Genomic DNA, 17,337 nt, shown 5'->3' on the forward strand with positions numbered 1-17,337 from the left:
AAGTGAATGAGTTAGCGCGGTGGTTGCGGGAGTCTGCCACTCCTGAGGAAAGTCCGGGCTTCCGAAAGACCAAGCTTGCTGGGTAACGCCCAGTGCGGGTGACCGCGAGGAAAGTGCCACAGAAATATACCGCCGATGGAGGGAAACCTCACAGGCAAGGGTGCAACGGTGCGGTAAGAGCGCACCAGCAACATCGAGAGATGTTGGCTCGGTAAACCCCGGCTGGAAGCAAGGCGTGCTAGCGCTAAGGAACCAGGGTTGGTCTTTTCCCCAGTTCTTTGCTAGCCAGAACCGCTAGAGGCACTTGGTAACAAGTGTCCCAGATAGATAACCACCCTTTGAACAGAACCCGGCTTACGTCTAACTCATTCATTGACCCTTTCAAGTAGGATCTTGAGAATTCCCTTGTGAGGATGCGCCCTTGAGTCTTTGCCCCTCTTGTCTGGATCCTCTATGGTGAGGCTGGGTTATCTTGGCCCAGTGGGCACCTATAGTGAAGAAGCGGCTCAAAGCTACGCCCACTGGCACCGGGGAGAAGCCCTAAGGTTAGTTCCCGTGGCAACGATCGCTGGCTGTCTTGAGGCCTTGGCGGCGGGGGAGTTAGATTTAGCCCTAGTGCCCAGCGAAAACTCCGTGGAAGGCAGTGTCAACATCACCTTGGATTCCCTGTGGCGATTGGATACGCTCCACATTCAGCACGCCTTTATCCGCCCCATTGTCCATGCCTTCATTGCCCAAACCACAGATTTAGCCCAAATTCAAGCGGTCTATTCCCATCCCCAAGCTCTAGGACAGTGCCAGGGCTGGTTGCAAGCTTATCTTCCCCAGGCTCGCCAGTGTCCCGTGACCTCCACTGCCGAAGGGCTGCAATATGTGGCACAGTCGGATCGGGTGGGGGCGATCGCCAGCGTGCGGGCAGCCCAACTCCATCAATTGCCCATTATCGCCACCGAAATCCAGGACCTTCCCGACAACTGCACGCGGTTTTGGGTGGTGAGTCGCCAACAGGGAGAAGGCTGGCCACAGCCGGGGGATACCCACACCTCCATTGCCTTTAGCCTCAAGGCCAATGCCCCCGGTGCCCTGCTCAAGGTGCTGCAACTTTTTAGCGATCGCCAGATTAACCTCAGTCGCATTGAATCGCGCCCCAGCAAACGTGCTCTAGGGGATTATCTCTTCTTTGTTGATCTAGAGGTGAATGGTCGCCCCGATGTGGTGGCTGATTGTCTGCTGGCACTTAGGGAGGCTACAGATGTGCTGAAAGTCTTTGGTAGTTATCAATTTCTCGACTTCGGAGAATAAACTAGCCATGCGTATCGGTGTCCCCAAGGAAATCAAGGATCAAGAATTCCGCGTCGGTCTGACGCCAGCGGGAGTGCAAAGTCTGCGGGAGCGCGGCCATGAAGTTCTCATTGAAAGTGGCGCGGGGGTGGGTTCAGGCTTTCTCGATGAGGCCTATATTGCCGCAGGTGCCCAAATCGTGGCTACGGCTCAAGCAGCTTGGGAGGCCGAACTGGTGGTCAAAGTCAAGGAACCCTTGCCCTCGGAGTATCGCTATTTGCGTTCTGGCCAACTACTCTTTACCTACTTGCACCTTGCCGCCAGTCGTGAACTAACGGTGGCGCTTCTGCAATCGGGGACAACAGCGATCGCCTACGAAAGCGTTGAAGAAACGCACCAGCACCAACGCAGCTTCCCGCTGCTAACCCCCATGAGCATGATTGCCGGTCGCTTGGCGGTGCAGTTTGGGGCCCGATTCCTAGAGCGTACCGAAGGGGGACGGGGAGTACTCCTGAGCGGCATTCCGGGGGTGCGGCCGGGGCGAGTGGTCATTCTGGGGGGCGGTGTCGTCGGCACAGAAGCCGCACGGATGGCCGTGGGATTGGGGGCACAGGTGAGCATTCTCGATATCAATGTCGAGCGCCTCAAGTACCTAGAAACCCTCTTTGGCGCACGGGTAGAGTACCTCTACAGCAGTTCTCATGTGATTGCTGAGCGATTGCCCGCAGCGGACTTAGTGATTGGTGCTGTTCTGGTGCCGGGTCAGCGTCCTCCCTGTTTGGTGCCCAAGTCCCTTGTGCAAAGGATGCAGCCCGGAGCAGTCATTATTGATGTGGCGGTGGATCAGGGGGGCTGTGTGGAAACACTGCGACCCACGACCCATTCCAACCCTACCTATACCGCCTTTGGTGTGGTTCACTATGGCGTGCCCAATATGCCGGGAGCGGTGCCTTGGACAGCAACCCAAGCCCTGACGAATAGCACCCTGCCCTATATCCTTTGCCTCGCCGATCATGGCGATCGCGCCCTCGAGCTCTCCCCTGCTCTTGCCAAGGGTTTAGTGGTCAAGCAGCACCATTTAGTCCATCCCGATGTGCAGGTTGTCTTTCCTGATCTGTAGGGGGTGGATCAAGCACCTCTGGATTCAAATATTCTCCTAGCTCAGGAATTTTGCCCAATCCAGACACCATCAGCCTTAAGGCTAGCAGATTTGTGAGGTGCTTGAATTTCCCTGAAACCCAGTTCTACAGAGGAATTGAGCCCCTAGGAAGTCACGGCTCTAAAATTTTACAGAAACAAAATAATAATCTGGACTAGGTGCTTGCAAATGGGTTGTGCTACAGTTGTCCTACCTAGCTACCTAGAGAGGACTTTCTAGGGGGGCTCTGGCTGGACTGCCCTTATAGGTCCCGCTTTCATTTGGCTTGACGTCAGCTTTAGATCATTAGATCAAATGTCTGGTCAGATCAAATGTCTGGTCGAAGGTTGAATTGATAGAAAACACCATCAGACTGGAAGAACGATGTCTCTTTTGCCCTTGAAACGTCAGATGAGTGTCAATCCCCTCAAATAAGGTGCTGTCCTGAGTTTTTTAGCGTTCGAAAAAGTGGAGATGTCCACCCTAATCCCTGAATGATTCAAGCGATCAAATAAGGCTCTCATGCTGCTTAACCCTTGGTCGAGCATCTAGGTCAACCAGATTTTGAAGAACAGTTGAGAATTTAGGACGGGGTAGTCACCAGCGCTGAGCTGTTTGAGAATAGACTTGACAAGAGTTGCAAAGGATACCATCGTAAATTCACTGTTTTATCTTCGTCTTCGACACACGAGACCTGTATTGCCCTGGATGGATTGTTTATGACTGCCAATAATTGCCAATAATTAAAGTTAAAGCAACAGGGCGCTGCTATCGGTGCTGATGCCAGTATTCAATGCCGAAGTCTATGGGGGCAGCGATCGAGTGTGCTGGGAGCGCCTCCAGCCGAATCAATGGAAAGCCAAAATTGGCAAGAGGAGCGTTACAAAATAAAAGACCAAGGGTGCTGTGAATACGTAGCTATCGGCGCGGTCCAAAATGCCGCCATGTCCCGGAATCAACTGCCCAGAATCTTTGACGCCGGCATCCCGTTTCATCATTGATTCGGTTAAATCGCCCAATAGGCTGGCAATCCCAATCATCAGACCAAACAGGGCTCCCGCAAGCCAAGGGAGGGGCCAGGCGAGGGAGTACGCTCCCCAAAGGGCGACGCCTACGCTCCCCAAGACACCAAACATAGCTCCTTCCACGGTTTTCTTGGGACTGATGTGAGAGAGGCGGGTGCGGCCAAAGAGCTTACCAACCGCATAGGCACCAATATCTGCCGCCCAAATACAGGCAAAGGCCAACAGCGTCACTTGTAATCCCAAGGGAAAGGCTGTCAGTTGCAACCGTTCTGGCCAGAAGCCCCCTAAGGGCAGGGTTGACTGCTGTTCTAGCCCCCGCAGGCGCACCCAATAGCTGGGCAAATAGCCGCCATAAAACAACCCCATGATTGAGGTGGAAATATCGGCGATCGAGGCCAGCTTGGGTTGAAACAATAGGTAAAAACAAATGAAGGTGCCCGCCACCGGAAAGACGGCGTCCGCAAGATCAGGCCGCAGTAGGGAAGTCATCAGAAGCACCTGACTGACGACTAGCGTCGTTTTAGCGGCCGGTGCACTCCCCTTCGCACGGGCTAGTTCAAAATATTCCAGCTGCCCCAGATAAATTAGCGCCCCAATCCCCAGACAAAAATACCAACCACCTAGGAAGGTCATCAGCAGCGTAAGGACGATCGCGACAAGTCCACTGGCAATGCGGATCCAGAGCATAGTGGTGAGGGGCGGTAATTAGGAAAAGGGGTTACATTGAGCCGCGCGTTGAGTGCTTGTGTAGCGCGTCCAAAGAGCGATCGCCGCTACAATAAAGATTTTAATCTAGATTCACCAACGTTAAGGAAACATTAACAGACGCGCAGCCAAAATAGAACCCATGAAAATGTCCTTGGCAAGCTATAACGGATCAAGGAACATCCTAGGGGCAAGGGCGTCATGAAAAGCGATGGGTCTGAGGTCGATTGTATTCATGACATCCAGTCTTCCCCTTGCTTGGACACGTGGTGAGGAGACCAGTGCTCGGGTGACGGTGCCACTGACAAAACTTACAGCCCAAGAGTTGGTTGTGCGCTGTCAAGCCGGCAGAACCCCAGATCGCGCTGCCTTTACTGAATTGTTGCGGCGATACCAATCCCATGTGGAGCGAATTATCTATCACCTTGCACCCGACTGGGACGATCGCGCCGACCTGGTGCAAGAAGTCTGGATTCGAGTCTATCGCAACATTCACAAATTGCAAGACACTAGTAAATTTCGGGGTTGGCTCAGTCGCATTGCCACCAACTTGTTTTACGATGAGTTGCGCAAACGCAAACGCCATCAACCGCCCCTTTCGCTGGATGCGCCCCTGAAAACCCAAGAGGGTGAAATGAGCTGGGAACTTGCCGCCAGTGATGCCAGTCCCGATGAGCGGTTGCGCACGGATGAATTCTATGATCAATTACGGCGAGCGATCGCCAACCTACCGGAAGCCTTTCGGACAACGATTGTCCTCCGGGAAATTGAAGGCCTCTCCTACGAAGAAATTGCCCAAATCACCGGGGTTTCCCTCGGAACCGTGAAATCGCGAATTGCCCGGGCCCGACAGCGACTCCAACTCGAACTCCAAGCTCACCTGGATCTCCCTTCAACCTAAGGCGAATCACCCCTACCCTTTTCCTGCAAGGACAGACCTCTATGATGGACGAACTTGATCACTGCAAACGCGATACCTTTGAACTCCTGAGCGCCTACCTTGATGGTGAAGTGACCGCTGCAGAACGGCAACAGGTGGAAGCATGGCTGGCTACTGATTCGGAAGCCCAACACCTCTATCGGCGACTCCTGAACCTCAAGCAGCAGATGCAGGAATTGCCAGTGCCCTTAACCCCCTGCCCGGCGGATCATTTAGCAGCCCAAGTCATTGCTAAGGCCAATCACCGCCGTCGCATTTGGGTCCTGGGGAGTGCCGGGGTAACACTAGCGGCATCCTTCGTGGCAATGCTGAGCGGCCTAATGCCCAATCCCTTTTCCAGTCTGCCGGTGGCTATCACAAGTCCTGCCCGCATTGAGCCAGAGGTATCTCCTCTACCTGTTGAGCCAACGGCAACCGGTTTGATGCTCAGCCTTGACCGTCCTCCCGTGGCCATCCCTGTGAGTGAAACCGCGCCTGCTGCCTTAGGGGAACCCAGCTCAGAACCAACGCCGAAAACTACTGTCCAGGAATAACCTCAGGCTTGAAGGGACGCTCCAAAAGACAATTGAGGGCAGCCTGAGGCGTGAGAGAGCCACCTAGAACAGCATTCACCATTGCAGTGATCGGAATATCTAACTGATGCTGCTGAGCATAGGTGCAGAGCACCTGAGCAGTGTTCACCCCTTCAGCAGTGCCCTTGGTCAAGGCTAGGGCTTGGGAGAGGGACTTACCCTGGGCAAGATGCCACCCCACTTGATAATTGCGACTGAGGGCACTCGTACAGGTGGCAAGCAGATCCCCTAATCCTGAAAGGCCGTAGAAGGTTTCCACTTGTCCGCCCCAGTGGGTACCCACCCGCACCATTTCCACCAGTCCGCGGGTAATCAGGGCAGAGCGGGCATTGACGCCAAGACCGAGGCCATCATTGACGCCACAGGCGATCGCAATCACATTTTTGAAGATGCCCCCCATTTCAACACCCCGCCGGTCCTCATTGCTGTAGAGGCGAAACGTGGGACTGCCCAAGCAATCTTGAACCTGCTTGGTTGCTGCTAGATTGCCCCCCACCACGGCTGCTGCCGGCAATCCCTGCTGGATTTCACTGGCTAGGTTGGGTCCCGAAAGCACCACAAGATCGTGATGTGGACAGTAAGTTTGCCAAATATCCGCCGCTGTGGCAAAGGTTTTTGATTCTAGGCCTTTTGTGGCACTCACAAGAATGATTCCCAAGGGGAGGTGAAGGCGGCTAACTTGGGCAGCCACTTCCCGTACCGCTTTGATAGGGAGAGCCGAAACCAGCAAATGAATGTCCTGGAAAAGAGCAGCCGAAAGCGCCCCCTGCGATCGCCCCCAGCAGGAAACTCTACACCCCCGTTGCTCAAATAGGTATGCCAGTGTTTGTCCCCAATGACCTAAGCCCAAAATCAATACCCTTGGGGACATAGCATCCCCGTCCTAGGGCGTCAGCGTTAGATTTTGGAATTGTTGCTGCTGCCGTTTGCGAAAGGCCTCCGCTTCAGCATTGAGATTTTCCATTTGATCTGCCATCACTTCGTTGGGATCACGACCATCCATCAAACGCAGCCGATTCATCAATCCGGGCACAGAAAAGCTACCATTCTGGGGATTGAGAATGGTGCTTAGATCGTTGGCATTGCCGTTTTGCTGCCAGCCCTCCATTGGGTTATTCGTGTTTGCACTCTGGGCAAAGGCTATACTCCCAAGATTGAGAATTACTGCAGCAAGGGCAAGAGCGGGCAGATAGCGAGGTGTCATGGATCACTCCTCAAACATGCGCTAGGAATGCAGACGATAGGATGACTCCATCGGTGCCGAAGTAGAAGGGACTGTATAAGAATTATACCAAGTCTTTGCCTAGGGATTGCAGAAGTAGCATTGACTGGGATCGGCAGCGGTTTCCGGGACAGGTAGCGTGAGCTCGTATAAACAGCGTTGACAGCGGTAACGGCTAGCTTTGATTGCACTTGTGGGTGCCCCACACAGTTCACAGGGGAGCCCCGGCAGGTGCTCACGAGCCACAAACCCCGGCGAACCACACTGGGGACAGCCCTGAGCCATTCCTTGAACAAGGTCAGCAGCAGCTTGAGCTATCACCTGCATGCGCGTGGGGTTCATGTGGGCACGCATATCGGTTTCAAGGTGAAGGGTGGAGCTATGGGTTTGCAGGGTGGCGATCGCCCTTTGCAACTGTTCCTCGCTTTGAATCCCTTTGAAAATTGGCGTATTGGGCAGCGGCTCAGCCTGGGCCATCGCAATTAAACCATGGGATGGAAAGCCGACCCGGGCTCCAAAGGCCAAGGCCTCTTCAAGATTACTGACGGTGGCATGGCTAAAGTTAGTGTCTAGGGAGAGGACCTCCCCCCGCAATACCAGATCATGGCGGCGATCTAAAAGAAGGATGAGTTCGCGATCGCTCGGGAGCATCGGAAATTGAGGATGGGGGCCAAAGCTCCCCTCACTGGCAATGACTAAGTCGGCATCCGTTTGCGCCAGCACCGCTTCTGCCTTAGCAAGCGCCGCCTCCGCTTGGGTGCCACAGCGGGGAATTTCACGGCTAAAGGTACCAAAGCGATCGCTATCAAAGTCACTGGCAACCACAACCGTCACCCCTAGGCGGGCAAGGGCAGGGGCAATCACCTGTTCTTTGCCGTGCTTCGTGGCCAGAAGGGCCGTTCGGCCTTGGAAATAGGACTCTGTTGACTTAAACATCACCGCCAAGATAGGCCTCAATCACCTTGGGATCATTTTTCACCCTCAGGGGATCTCCTAGGGCAATGAGTTGACCAAAGTCTAATACGGCCAAGCGATCGCACAAACTCATCACCAAGGGCACATGGTGCTCAATGAGAATTACGGTCAGTTCAAAGGTCTCCTTGAGGCGGCGAATCAACTCACAGAGCTCTTGCTTTTCCTTGGGATTCATGCCCGCAGCCGGTTCATCCAACAAGAGCAAGCGTGGTTGCAGTGCCAAGGCACGCGCCAGTTCAAGGCGGCGTTGTTCACCATAGGGTAAGTTGCCTGCTCGCTCGTGGCGCCGCTCGTAGAGATTGACCCAGTAGAGGAGTTCCTTGGCGCGATTCTCCAAGCGTTCCTGAGCATAGCGTACAGAGGGCGCCCCCCAAAGGTTGGCCCGAAAACTGGCAGGGGCATGGAGATGCTGTCCCAGGCGAACATTCTCCCAAACACTCATCTCCGGAAAGAGGCGAATATTTTGAAACGTGCGGGCAATCCCCAAAGCAGCAATCTGGTGAGGCTTAAGCCGGTGCAAAGGCTGCTGCTGAAACAGGATTTCCCCTGAAGTAAGAGGAATTAACCCCGTCAGGAGGTTAAAAAGGGTGGTTTTACCGGCACCATTGGGGCCAATAATGCCGAAAATTTCACCCGTTTCAACGCTAAAGGATACCCGATCAACAGCCTTGAGGCCACCAAAGGAGCGGCACACATTCCTTAAGGTTAGGAGGGGCTGCACCATCTAAAGCTGAGCGGGAGAAAGTTTCTCAAAGGCTTGGTAAACCATCCGCGAGACTTGGCGAATCAGTTCACTCCCTCGGGGATCATTGTAGGGGCGTTTCACCATCATTGCAGCTACATAGCGTTGGCCATTGGGCATATCTACCATGCCCGCATCCCCAACCACAATACCAATATCTCCCGTTTTGTGGGCAATGGTGGCCCCTTTGCCAAGACCAGCGGGCAAGAGCGTATTAGTGACCGTGCGCCGCATAATGTCTAGCAGGCGATCGCGACTACGGGGCGAGAGAATTTCCCCCTGACCAACTTTGAGCATCAGCGTTGCCAAATCCCGGGGACTAGTGGTGTTGGTGCCCTTCATATCGGGCAGCAGATTGTGGATCACCGTATTTTCTAAGCCCCATTCCTGAAACTGTTGGTTCAGCGCGGCGGTGCCTTCAAGGCGATCAATGATCATATTCGTTGCCGTGTTGTCGCTAATCGTAATCATTAACTCTGCCACCTCAAGGGCGGAGTACTGGGAGTTGGGCTTTTGGTATTGCAATGTACCGGCCTCAGGGGCGATGAGATCGGGGCGCATTGTGAGGCGTTCGTGGAGCCTGACTCGTCCCTCATCCACCGCCTTGAAAAAGGCAACAAGAATGGGAAACTTAATCGTAGAGGCAGCAGGAAAAACCTCATCACCGCCGACATTGAGGGAAGCACCGGAATCTAGATTAAAAAAGTACAGCCCCGCCGTCAGATTGGGTTGACGCGTAACCAGTTGTTGAATTTGCTGTTGCAGGCTGGTCAGTGGGCGTTCGGGGGGCAAGGTTGGACTTGGTGCCTCAGGAGCGATCGCCTGCACTGCTGTGTTCTTTAAGGACAAATCCTGAGGGTGCACTACAGAGAGGAGTGTGCCCACCATCGCAGCAAGGGCCACCCCACTAACGCCACAGCGAAAAGTAATCAAGAACAAATTGGGACGGGGCGGCGGCGGGGGTGTGACTGGCCGAGGGAGTGAGGAAAGACCGGAGGACTGAACCATTGAACGAGACTGAGCAACCATGCCATTTACTTTAGAGGAAAGGTCTCTGAAGGAATCGTGGCTGCGTGCTGAATCGCCCACTCCACCTGACGAACCATGCCCCGCAATAGTGCCACTTCGGCCTCGGTGGGGTAGGCGCGCCCGAGGAGCGATCGCACCTTGGTCATACGACTCGCAGCGGTATGGGGATACAAAAAACCAATCTGGAGCAGCACCTGCTCTAAATGGTCATAAAACCCCTGCAACCGCTCAAAGGGAACAGCATCCCTGTGGGGAAAAGTTCCCACACTGTCGCAGGCCGTCAACCATAACTCATAGCAGCATACGGCAACAGCTTGCGCCAGATTCAAAGATGGATAGGTATTGGCCGTAGGAATTTTCACCAAACCATGGGCACACTCCAATTCTGCATTCGTGAGCCCCCGATCCTCGCGCCCAAACACCAGTGCCGACTGCGCTACAGCCAAGAGTTGCGGTGCTGCCTGACGCGGTGTCCAACAGGGTAATGCCAAATCCGCCACATCTCGCCCCACGGTGGCAAAGACGCGCTGACAATCCGCCAGCGCTGCCTCAAGGGAATCGGTCACTTTTGCTTGCTGCAGCACATCCTCTGCATGAACTGCCCAGCGCTGGGCTAGCTCTCCCTTCGGATCACAGCGGGGACTGACCATCCACAACTGCTGTAACCCCATATTTTTCATGACGCGGGCAATGCTGCCGATATTGATCTCCCCTTGGGGTTCAACGAGGACAATCCGCACTGCAGGAAGGGTATCCACGCTTGCTGGCTGAGCCAAAATAAAAAACAATTAACATTTTTTAGATGATTTTAGAAGACTTTCTTGATCTTTCTCAAGTCCTTAGAAATTCAGGACTTGGCCGCATATTTGATAAATTTAACAACTGTAACACTCTCTGTAGGCTTTTTAGGGCAGTCAGTAAAATTGAAAGTAATTTTTTAGGTGTGACCCCTCCTTTCAAGCCAACTTCCCAAGTCTAGGAAGTTCTCAAGGGATTTCCTAGGTACAGCGTTCTAAAACGTGGGGCAGCCAAGGGGGAGGTGCTTCACTCCTCTAGAGACTTTGACGGCTTCAACTGTGTTCCATCCCTGGGAAAAGAGCTGTGGTGTGAGTTGGCGGCAGGGGTCTTGATTGAGTGGTTAGTTCTGCAAATGAGGAGTCAACTCATGTGGCGTTTTATGAGCTTGCATTGGCCAAAACTCAGTGCTGTCTGCCTCCTGTACTGTGGTCTAGCTGCTGGCCTAGGTCATCTTACGAACCTACAACTGGATGCAATGCAAGGTCAAGCACAAAATCAGCTAGTCCCCCTGGAATTGTCCTATAGGCTGAATGCTCTCAATCCCTGAGTCAAGAGGCTTTGGCTTGGAGAGGAAGATCCTCCGTCAGGCCAATTTCCCGTTTCAGGAGTTCAACCGACTGCGGATCAATGTAGCTTTCGCAGCAAATGAGACGGGGAATACGAATCAACTCATGGCGAGCCGCCGCAATGGCTGCTTTGACTCGTTCGCCACTGGCGCGATCGCTAATGATTGTCTGGGCGCGGTGGACAAGGGCATTCAGCTTATAGCTATCGTTGGCTTGAGCCGTCATCAAGAGGAGCTCATCCCCCCGCAGGCTGTGGATCATTACCTCTGCGACACCCAGTGTACCGGAACTGAGGCTGACCAACCCCAAGCAGGAGCCCTTCGGCAATTGCCGTATTACTTCCAGTTCCCGCTGGTAGTTGTAAATGTCGATGAAAAATACCCGCACGTCCCTATTGCGGGTGACGGCCTCCGTCATGCTGGCAAAATAGCGCACCGTAACTACCGTTGCCGAGGTGTCACCATCGAGAACTGCTGCTAAATCTTCAAGAAAAACCAGTTCCACAGGAATTGGCAGAAGTTGTTGCAATTCCTGAACAATCAGCTCACCTGCCCCTTGATCGTGGCGGGGCACTGTCACCAAAACCCTCACCCCAGCTTTCTGGCGAGCATCAATCTCGGCAAGGAATAACTCGCGAATTTGACCTAAGGAATAGCCCATTTCGAGGAGGGTGTCCACACTTTCTTGAACAATGCGGTGTACAGGCACAACAGCGGGTCGGCGCTGGCGGGGACGGGTTTCCTCTTGGCCAAGGGCACGGACATAAATGCCAGACCCCACTTGGGGTACGACTAAACCAGCGGCTTCAAGGCGTTCGTAAACTTTGCTGATCGTGTTGCGGTGCAACCCGGTTTGCATAGCCAGCTGCCGCGTACTGGGCAAACGATAGCCTGGGGGAAATTGCCGTGCAGCGATCGCAAAACTAATTTGATTAAAGAGCTGAGTTGAAGCAGGAATTTCGCTATCTGGTTGGATGTGGAACTGAACCATACTTTTTCTACCAATCAGGTACTGTCTTAATACGCGTTCCTTGGTGGGGCTATGCCAGATGCAAAACCTACCCCCAATCGCTGCATAAACGGTCACAGTTGGTAAGTAATTTTACCGCACCTACTGCCTATCGTCCTTTTTAGCGCAACCGAACAAGGTTACAGGGTCAGCACTAGGTTGTCACGGTGGACAATTGTATCGGCACCGGCATAGCCGAGGATGTTGGCCAATTCCGTGGATTGTTGCCCCTGCACACGACGAATTTCTTCACTGTTGTAGTTGACAAGGCCACGGGCAATTTCAGCTCCTGCGGGGTCACAGAGCTTAACGGCATCTTGAGCCTGAAACTCCCCTTCCACACGGGTAATGCCTGCTGCTAGGAGGGACTTGCCACCCACGGTAATTGCCTTAACGGCACCCTCGTCTAGCCATAACTCGCCTTTGGGAATGAGGGCACGGGCAATCCAGCGTTTACGGGCATTGATGGTTTTGGGACGAGGTTCAAAGTGGGTGCCCAAGGCTTCACCCGCAAGGATTTTGAGGAGGTTGGTGGGCGATCGCCCATCGGTAATAACGGTGCGCACCCCGGCTTCTGTGGCAATTTCCGCAGCCCGAATTTTGGTGGCCATGCCGCCGGTGCCCCAAGGGGAGCCAGCAGACCCAATTTGAATGGTGTGTGCTAACTCGGCTAAGGAGACCACCCGCTCAATGGGAACGGCTGTCTTATCAATGCGTGGATCCGCTGAATAGAGGCGATCGACATCTGTGAGCAGAAATAACCAATCGGCTTCGACAAGGCTCGCCACAAGGGCTGAGAGGGTATCATTGTCACCAAACTTGAGTTCATCCACCGCCACTGTATCGTTTTCATTGACGATGGGAATGACACCCAGTCCAAACAGCGCTTGAAACGTGTTGTAGATATTCAGGTAGCTCTGGCGATCGACAAAATTTTGCCGTGTCACCAGGATTTGGGCAATGGGCTGACGCAGCACCGCAAAGAGATCATCGTACATCCGCATCAGGTGCCCTTGACCCACTGCTGCCACTGCTTGTTTTTGGGCTAATTGTTGGGGACGTTCTGTCAGGCCCAAGCGCATAGCACCCACGCCCACCGCCCCAGAGGAGACGAGCACCACGCGATCGCCCCGCCGTTGACAGTGACACAGAACCTCCACCAGTTGGGCAATGGTGGCCAAGGCCAGGTTTCCTTCTTTGCCCCCCGTTAAGCTCGATGTGCCAATTTTGACAACCAGTGTTTGTGCCATGGGGAGTCAGGACGAAGATTGCCTAGTGGGTATAGGATCGTGCTCATTGTATCGCGGTGGAAGACAGCCAATGAACTCAGGGTTTTGGTCTGAGGTGCTGGAAACTTGTCAACAGATTCAACAGGTGGTTGCCCCTCGTCTGCTGGAGTGGGCAGGGCAGTCCCCCAGCGATCGCAAAGCCGATGGCAGCCTTGTTACCCGCGCCGACCTTTGGGCCGATCAGAAAATCACTGCGATGCTGCAACAGCAGTTTCCCCACCATGGCTACCTGAGCGAAGAGGGAAACCATACCTACGGTGGTGAACAGTGGTGTTGGATAATTGATCCCATTGATGGCACGACCAACTATAGTCATGGTCTACCCATTTGGTGTATTGCCCTAAGTCTGCTCTACCAAGGCACACCCGTATTTGGCTATGTGCACGTTCCCGGCTTGCAGCAAACGTTTCATGGCTTCTATCAAGCGCCTGATCACGCCAACGGTGCCTATTTGAATGAGAAACCCATTCGCGTCAAGGTCAGTGAGCCAAATTTGCAGACGTTTTTTAGTCTTTGTGCCCGCAGCACCGATGTGCTCAAGCGTTCCTTTCCCTGCAAAATTCGCATGTTGGGATCCGCCAGTTATAATTTGCTGACCGTTGCTGCTGGTTACACGCTCGGGGCCGTTGAGCGCACACCTCGCATTTGGGATCTTGCCCCCGCTTGGCCAATTGTCCATGCGGCCGGTGGTCATTGGCAATGGTTGGACCCACCAGAACCGTGGCAAAGAATGTTTCCCCTGCAGCCGGGACATGAGGCCGGGAGTCGTATCTTTCATACACTGGTGAGTGCCAGTTCCAGCTTGGGACAATTTTTTGCAGCGTACATTGTTTGATGTGCAAATCAAATTCAAATAAATACGATTAAGTAGGATTTAAATACGATAAGTTAAAGATAAATTAAATACAATTAAATACGATAAATTCAAAAAATTTAAATTCAAATAAATACAAAATAAATAGACTAACACAATAAAAATTATGCAAATGAATTTCTATGAAACTGACTTTTCCACCTGAACACTCGCATAGGTGCAGCTGCTCAAGGCAGCAGACTTGGGCTACCTTGATACTGCCCGCTTTGTCGAGGAAATCAAAGCCTTGGCACGGTAGGAGCCTCGAGAGCTGAAGAATTGCCTAGGAGTCTGGATTGGGCATCTCCTGAAGGGGAACTATCAGCCCGAAAAACGCCGTAAAAGCTGGCGAGCAACCATTCGCGAACAACGGCGAGCCTGGAGAAATTGATTCATCAAAACCCAAGCCTTCAGCCCTATCTGCCGCAGGCAAGGCCCATTCAGTCTGGCAAAGATTTAGTGGTTCATGAAACTCCCTTGGACTACCCAGATCTCCCCGAAACTTGCCCCTACACCTTGGAGAAACTCTTAGATAGCCAATTTCCTTGCCCATAGAGACAAACTTCAGCCTGATCCAAGATCCAAGGTGAGGCTATACTGGCAGTGACGACGTGGAGTCGCAATCATGGACATGGCCCAAATTAAAGCTTTAGTGGAAAAAGCCCTAGAAGATAAAATTCTTACCCTCGAAGAGCATGGCCAAATTATTGACGCGGTGCTTTCCGATGGCCAAATTTCCGAGGAAGAGGAAAAAATTTTACAGGAACTCCTCGAACGGGTTGCCTCCGGGGAAATTGATTCCCAATACTAGGGGGTTTCAATCTGCACTCGCCCTTGGCGCAGGATGTGCCACTGCCCCGATTGCCATTGCACCACGGTTGAGGGTTCCGCAGGGCTAGGGGGTAACTGCCAAGGGTGGAGCGTTAAAACTTGGGGAAATTCGCGGGCGATCGCCCCCAATTCAACGAGTGGCGGCTGACCTGAGCGGTTAATACTGGTGGTGGCCAACGGTCCTGTTTGCTGGAGGAGGGCTTGGGCAGGCGGCCAGTCGGGAACTCGTAAGCCAATTGTGCCTGTACCTAGGGGATTCAAACCCGGCGGCAGTTCAGCAGCGGGCAGCACGAAGGTCACTGCCCCCGGCCAATAACGCGCCGCCATTGCCAACCACTGCTCCCATTCAGCAGCACTGCCGCGCACAAAGGGCCAGAGTTGCTCAGGATTAGCGCCCATGAGGATCAAGGGCTTATCCGGTTGACGTTCCTTGGCGGTATAGATCAATTCCCCGCGATCGCAACGACTGGCCAAGGCGGGCACTGTATCTGTGGGAAAACTAATCAACCAATTGCCTGTGCGCACTGCGGCCACCAAGGCGGCCATACTCACCTGTGCCATACCCCTCCTCTACCAGCCAATGGCAGCACCTTCCCCTCGAGGATCGGCTGCCCCTTCTAATTGTCCATGCTCCAAAACGCGAATTAAGCTGGCGTTGCCCCACGGACGGGTTTGTTCTACCCGATAGCCCCACTGCCGCCACGTTTGTATCCAAGCATCAGGCAGGGTTGGCTCGACAAAGAGGATATCCGGTGTCCACTGCTGATGAATCCGAGGACTAGCAATGGCGGTGGCGGCATCCTGCCCTAAATCAACGACGTTCAAAAACAGTTGCAGCACAGTGCTAATAATTCGACTGCCGCCGGGGGAGCCTAAAACCATATTGAGGCGGTTGTCTTTTAGCACAATTGTTGGACTCATGCTTGAGAGGGGACGCTTACCCGGTTCGATACCATTGGCTAGGGGAGTCTTGTCCGATTGAATACCGACAACACCAAAGAGATTGGGTTGATTGGGGGCAATGGCAAAATCATCCATTTCATTGTTCAACAGAATCCCCGTTTGCGGCACAACCACACCCGCCCCAAAGGGCCCATTGATTGTAAATGTCAAGCTGACGGCATTCCCTTGGGCATCCACCACATTTAGGTGACTGGTATTGTCCGACTCTGCGAGTTGGATCGGGGTTGCCGCGCTCACAGCACTTTGGGGACGGGCACGACGGGGAAGAATTTCAGTGACCCGCTGTTGGGCATAGTGACGACTGGTGAGGGCAGCGACAGGCACAGGCACAAAGTCACTATCTCCGAGGTAACGGGCGCGATCAGCATAGGCAATTTGCATCACGCTGGCTAGGTAGTGACCGCGATCGCTGGCGATAGGAGCAGGGGGCAACAGTTGCCAGAGGTTGAGCATTTGCACAAGGGTAACGCCACCAGAAGAGGGGGGTGGCATCGAACAGACCTGAAACGCACGGTAGGTGCCACAAATTGGCTCTCGCCAAACGGGGCGATAGGTTCGTAAATCCTCTTGGGTCATTTTGCCCCCTTGCTGCACCATAAAGTCGGCGATCGCTCTAGCAATCCAACCCTCATAAAAGCTTCTCGGATTGCGGGCGATCGTCGCCAAGGTTTTTGCCAAGTCTGGCTGTTGAATCACCGTACCCAAGGGGGGAACTTGGCCATCTCTGAGGAAAATACGCGCGGCAGTAGCATCCTGCCGCAGAACGGCTTGGCGCATTGTCGCCCACTGCCGATAAGAGGGAGTAACGGCAAATCCCTGCTGAGCGGCCTGAATGGCGGGAGTGACGACCTGAGACCAGGGCAGTTGACCATAGCGTTGGTGCAAAGCAGCTAGGCCAGCAACGGTGCCGGGGGTGCCTGCGGTTAAGACCCCATCCAAACTGGCACGGGGAATCACCTCCCCCTTCTCGTTGAGATACATCGTTGGTGTCGCTTGCAGGGGTGCCCGCTCCCGAAAATCAAGGGCACGAATGGTTTGGGATTGGGCGTGATACACAAGGGCAAAGCCACCACCGCCCAGCCCCGCCGCATAGGGCTCAACAACGGCAATCATCAATGCAGTTGCCACCGCTGCATCCACAGCATTGCCCCCTGCTTTGAGAATGTCTCTACCTGCTTTTGCTGCGGCAGGTTGAGCCGCTGTAACCATTCCCCGCTGGCTAAGCGTTTGAGCGGGGGCAGGGAGAGCAGGAAAAAGTGTAACGGCTAGGACAATCACGAGGAGGGGCGATCGCCCCCACTGCTCAACCTTCCCTAGAGTGAACCCTTGCCCCATGATTGATTGACTCAAAACTGCTGCAGAACCCCAGCTTGTAAAATACACGAAGAGAGCATGATTGC

17 protein-coding genes, 1 other RNA gene and 1 pseudogene are annotated in these 17,337 nt (G+C 53.7%); 8 read left to right on the forward strand and 11 right to left on the reverse strand.

What is annotated here, in order from left to right; translation table 11 throughout:
- Positions 1–7: 7 nt before the first annotated feature.
- The 3 genes from rnpB to ald all read left to right on the forward strand — a co-directional run bounded on the left by rnpB (position 8) and on the right by ald (position 2,401).
- An RNA gene (gene rnpB / locus NK55_RS12595) (RNase P RNA component class A) lies at positions 8–372 on the forward strand.
- 81 nt (positions 373–453) lie between these two features.
- Positions 454–1,302, forward strand: a complete 849-nt coding sequence (gene pheA / locus NK55_RS07320) for a prephenate dehydratase (RefSeq protein ID WP_024125122.1) — start codon at positions 454–456, stop codon at positions 1,300–1,302.
- Between the two features lie 7 nt (positions 1,303–1,309).
- On the forward strand, positions 1,310–2,401 hold the full coding sequence (gene ald / locus NK55_RS07325) for an alanine dehydrogenase (protein ID WP_024125123.1): 1,092 nt from the start codon (positions 1,310–1,312) through the stop codon (positions 2,399–2,401).
- 866 nt (positions 2,402–3,267) lie between these two features.
- Here ald and NK55_RS07330 read toward each other — a convergent pair.
- Complete coding sequence (locus NK55_RS07330) at positions 3,268–4,131, reverse strand: phosphatidate cytidylyltransferase (protein WP_024125124.1); 864 nt, start codon at positions 4,129–4,131, stop codon at positions 3,268–3,270.
- 253 nt (positions 4,132–4,384) lie between these two features.
- Between NK55_RS07330 and NK55_RS07335 the strand changes: the two genes are divergently transcribed.
- Entirely contained in the window at positions 4,385–5,050 is a 666-nt protein-coding gene (locus tag NK55_RS07335; RefSeq protein WP_024125125.1) for a sigma-70 family RNA polymerase sigma factor, read from the forward strand.
- 41 nt (positions 5,051–5,091) lie between these two features.
- Entirely contained in the window at positions 5,092–5,622 is a 531-nt protein-coding gene (locus NK55_RS07340) for an anti-sigma factor (RefSeq protein WP_024125126.1), read from the forward strand.
- Here NK55_RS07340 and NK55_RS07345 read toward each other — a convergent pair.
- The 8 genes from NK55_RS07345 to proB form a co-directional block, all read right to left on the reverse strand.
- Positions 5,606–6,532 (reverse strand): NAD(P)H-dependent glycerol-3-phosphate dehydrogenase, encoded by a 927-nt coding sequence (locus tag NK55_RS07345; RefSeq protein ID WP_024125127.1) that lies wholly within the window; start codon positions 6,530–6,532, stop codon positions 5,606–5,608. The genes NK55_RS07340 and NK55_RS07345 overlap by 17 nt on opposite strands.
- Positions 6,533–6,544: 12 nt before the next feature.
- Complete coding sequence (locus NK55_RS07350) at positions 6,545–6,865, reverse strand: hypothetical protein (RefSeq protein ID WP_024125128.1); 321 nt, start codon at positions 6,863–6,865, stop codon at positions 6,545–6,547.
- A gap of 99 nt (positions 6,866–6,964) precedes the next feature.
- On the reverse strand, positions 6,965–7,819 hold the full coding sequence (locus NK55_RS07355; RefSeq protein ID WP_024125129.1) for a DUF6671 family protein: 855 nt from the start codon (positions 7,817–7,819) through the stop codon (positions 6,965–6,967).
- Complete coding sequence (locus NK55_RS07360) at positions 7,812–8,582, reverse strand: ABC transporter ATP-binding protein (protein WP_024125130.1); 771 nt, start codon at positions 8,580–8,582, stop codon at positions 7,812–7,814. Before NK55_RS07360 ends, NK55_RS07355 begins: the two co-directional genes overlap by 8 nt.
- Complete coding sequence (locus tag NK55_RS07365) at positions 8,583–9,629, reverse strand: serine hydrolase (protein WP_225871743.1); 1,047 nt, start codon at positions 9,627–9,629, stop codon at positions 8,583–8,585. It lies immediately after the preceding gene.
- 5 nt (positions 9,630–9,634) lie between these two features.
- Positions 9,635–10,387: an RNA methyltransferase gene (locus tag NK55_RS07370; protein ID WP_024125132.1), complete on the reverse strand. Its 753-nt coding sequence runs from the start codon at positions 10,385–10,387 to the stop codon at positions 9,635–9,637.
- A gap of 588 nt (positions 10,388–10,975) precedes the next feature.
- Complete coding sequence (locus NK55_RS07380; RefSeq protein WP_024125134.1) at positions 10,976–11,983, reverse strand: GntR family transcriptional regulator; 1,008 nt, start codon at positions 11,981–11,983, stop codon at positions 10,976–10,978.
- A gap of 158 nt (positions 11,984–12,141) precedes the next feature.
- Positions 12,142–13,251: a glutamate 5-kinase gene (proB, locus tag NK55_RS07385; RefSeq protein WP_024125135.1), complete on the reverse strand. Its 1,110-nt coding sequence runs from the start codon at positions 13,249–13,251 to the stop codon at positions 12,142–12,144.
- A gap of 70 nt (positions 13,252–13,321) precedes the next feature.
- On the opposite strand from proB, the gene NK55_RS07390 reads away from it, so the two are divergent.
- The 3 genes and pseudogenes from NK55_RS07390 to NK55_RS07400 all read left to right on the forward strand — a co-directional run bounded on the left by NK55_RS07390 (position 13,322) and on the right by NK55_RS07400 (position 14,954).
- Positions 13,322–14,125 (forward strand): inositol monophosphatase family protein, encoded by an 804-nt coding sequence (locus NK55_RS07390; protein ID WP_024125136.1) that lies wholly within the window; start codon positions 13,322–13,324, stop codon positions 14,123–14,125.
- A 325-nt stretch (positions 14,126–14,450) separates the two neighbouring features.
- A pseudogene (locus NK55_RS14225) lies at positions 14,451–14,698 on the forward strand (DUF29 domain-containing protein).
- A 70-nt stretch (positions 14,699–14,768) separates the two neighbouring features.
- On the forward strand, positions 14,769–14,954 hold the full coding sequence (locus tag NK55_RS07400; protein ID WP_024125137.1) for a hypothetical protein: 186 nt from the start codon (positions 14,769–14,771) through the stop codon (positions 14,952–14,954).
- On the opposite strand, the gene NK55_RS07405 is transcribed toward NK55_RS07400, so the two are convergent.
- Together NK55_RS07405 and ggt are read right to left on the reverse strand one after the other, a co-directional pair.
- The gene (locus NK55_RS07405; protein ID WP_024125138.1) at positions 14,951–15,535 is read right to left on the reverse strand and encodes an L-threonylcarbamoyladenylate synthase; all 585 of its coding nucleotides are present in this window, start codon (positions 15,533–15,535) and stop codon (positions 14,951–14,953) included. The two genes, NK55_RS07400 and NK55_RS07405, sit on opposite strands and share 4 nt — an antisense overlap.
- Before the next feature lie 9 nt (positions 15,536–15,544).
- Positions 15,545–17,272, reverse strand: a complete 1,728-nt coding sequence (gene ggt / locus NK55_RS07410; RefSeq protein WP_024125139.1) for a gamma-glutamyltransferase — start codon at positions 17,270–17,272, stop codon at positions 15,545–15,547.
- Between the last annotated feature and the right edge of the window lie 65 nt (positions 17,273–17,337).

The organism is Thermosynechococcus sp. NK55a (assembly GCF_000505665.1).
In the GTDB taxonomy this organism is placed as follows: Bacteria; Cyanobacteriota; Cyanobacteriia; order Thermosynechococcales; family Thermosynechococcaceae; genus Thermosynechococcus.

Coding starts and splice junctions, on each gene's coding strand:
- pheA (WP_024125122.1), top strand. CDS start 454: ATGGTGAGGCTGGGTTATCTTGGCCCAGTGGGCACCTATAGTGAAGAA.
- ald (WP_024125123.1), top strand. CDS start 1,310: ATGCGTATCGGTGTCCCCAAGGAAATCAAGGATCAAGAATTCCGCGTC.
- NK55_RS07330 (WP_024125124.1), bottom strand. CDS start 4,131: ATGCTCTGGATCCGCATTGCCAGTGGACTTGTCGCGATCGTCCTTACG.
- NK55_RS07335 (WP_024125125.1), top strand. CDS start 4,385: ATGACATCCAGTCTTCCCCTTGCTTGGACACGTGGTGAGGAGACCAGT.
- NK55_RS07340 (WP_024125126.1), top strand. CDS start 5,092: ATGATGGACGAACTTGATCACTGCAAACGCGATACCTTTGAACTCCTG.
- NK55_RS07345 (WP_024125127.1), bottom strand. CDS start 6,532: ATGTCCCCAAGGGTATTGATTTTGGGCTTAGGTCATTGGGGACAAACA.
- NK55_RS07350 (WP_024125128.1), bottom strand. CDS start 6,865: ATGACACCTCGCTATCTGCCCGCTCTTGCCCTTGCTGCAGTAATTCTC.
- NK55_RS07355 (WP_024125129.1), bottom strand. CDS start 7,819: ATGTTTAAGTCAACAGAGTCCTATTTCCAAGGCCGAACGGCCCTTCTG.
- NK55_RS07360 (WP_024125130.1), bottom strand. CDS start 8,582: ATGGTGCAGCCCCTCCTAACCTTAAGGAATGTGTGCCGCTCCTTTGGT.
- NK55_RS07365 (WP_225871743.1), bottom strand. CDS start 9,629: ATGGTTGCTCAGTCTCGTTCAATGGTTCAGTCCTCCGGTCTTTCCTCA.
- NK55_RS07380 (WP_024125134.1), bottom strand. CDS start 11,983: ATGGTTCAGTTCCACATCCAACCAGATAGCGAAATTCCTGCTTCAACT.
- proB (WP_024125135.1), bottom strand. CDS start 13,251: ATGGCACAAACACTGGTTGTCAAAATTGGCACATCGAGCTTAACGGGG.
- NK55_RS07390 (WP_024125136.1), top strand. CDS start 13,322: ATGAACTCAGGGTTTTGGTCTGAGGTGCTGGAAACTTGTCAACAGATT.
- NK55_RS07400 (WP_024125137.1), top strand. CDS start 14,769: ATGGACATGGCCCAAATTAAAGCTTTAGTGGAAAAAGCCCTAGAAGAT.
- NK55_RS07405 (WP_024125138.1), bottom strand. CDS start 15,535: ATGGCACAGGTGAGTATGGCCGCCTTGGTGGCCGCAGTGCGCACAGGC.
- ggt (WP_024125139.1), bottom strand. CDS start 17,272: ATGGGGCAAGGGTTCACTCTAGGGAAGGTTGAGCAGTGGGGGCGATCG.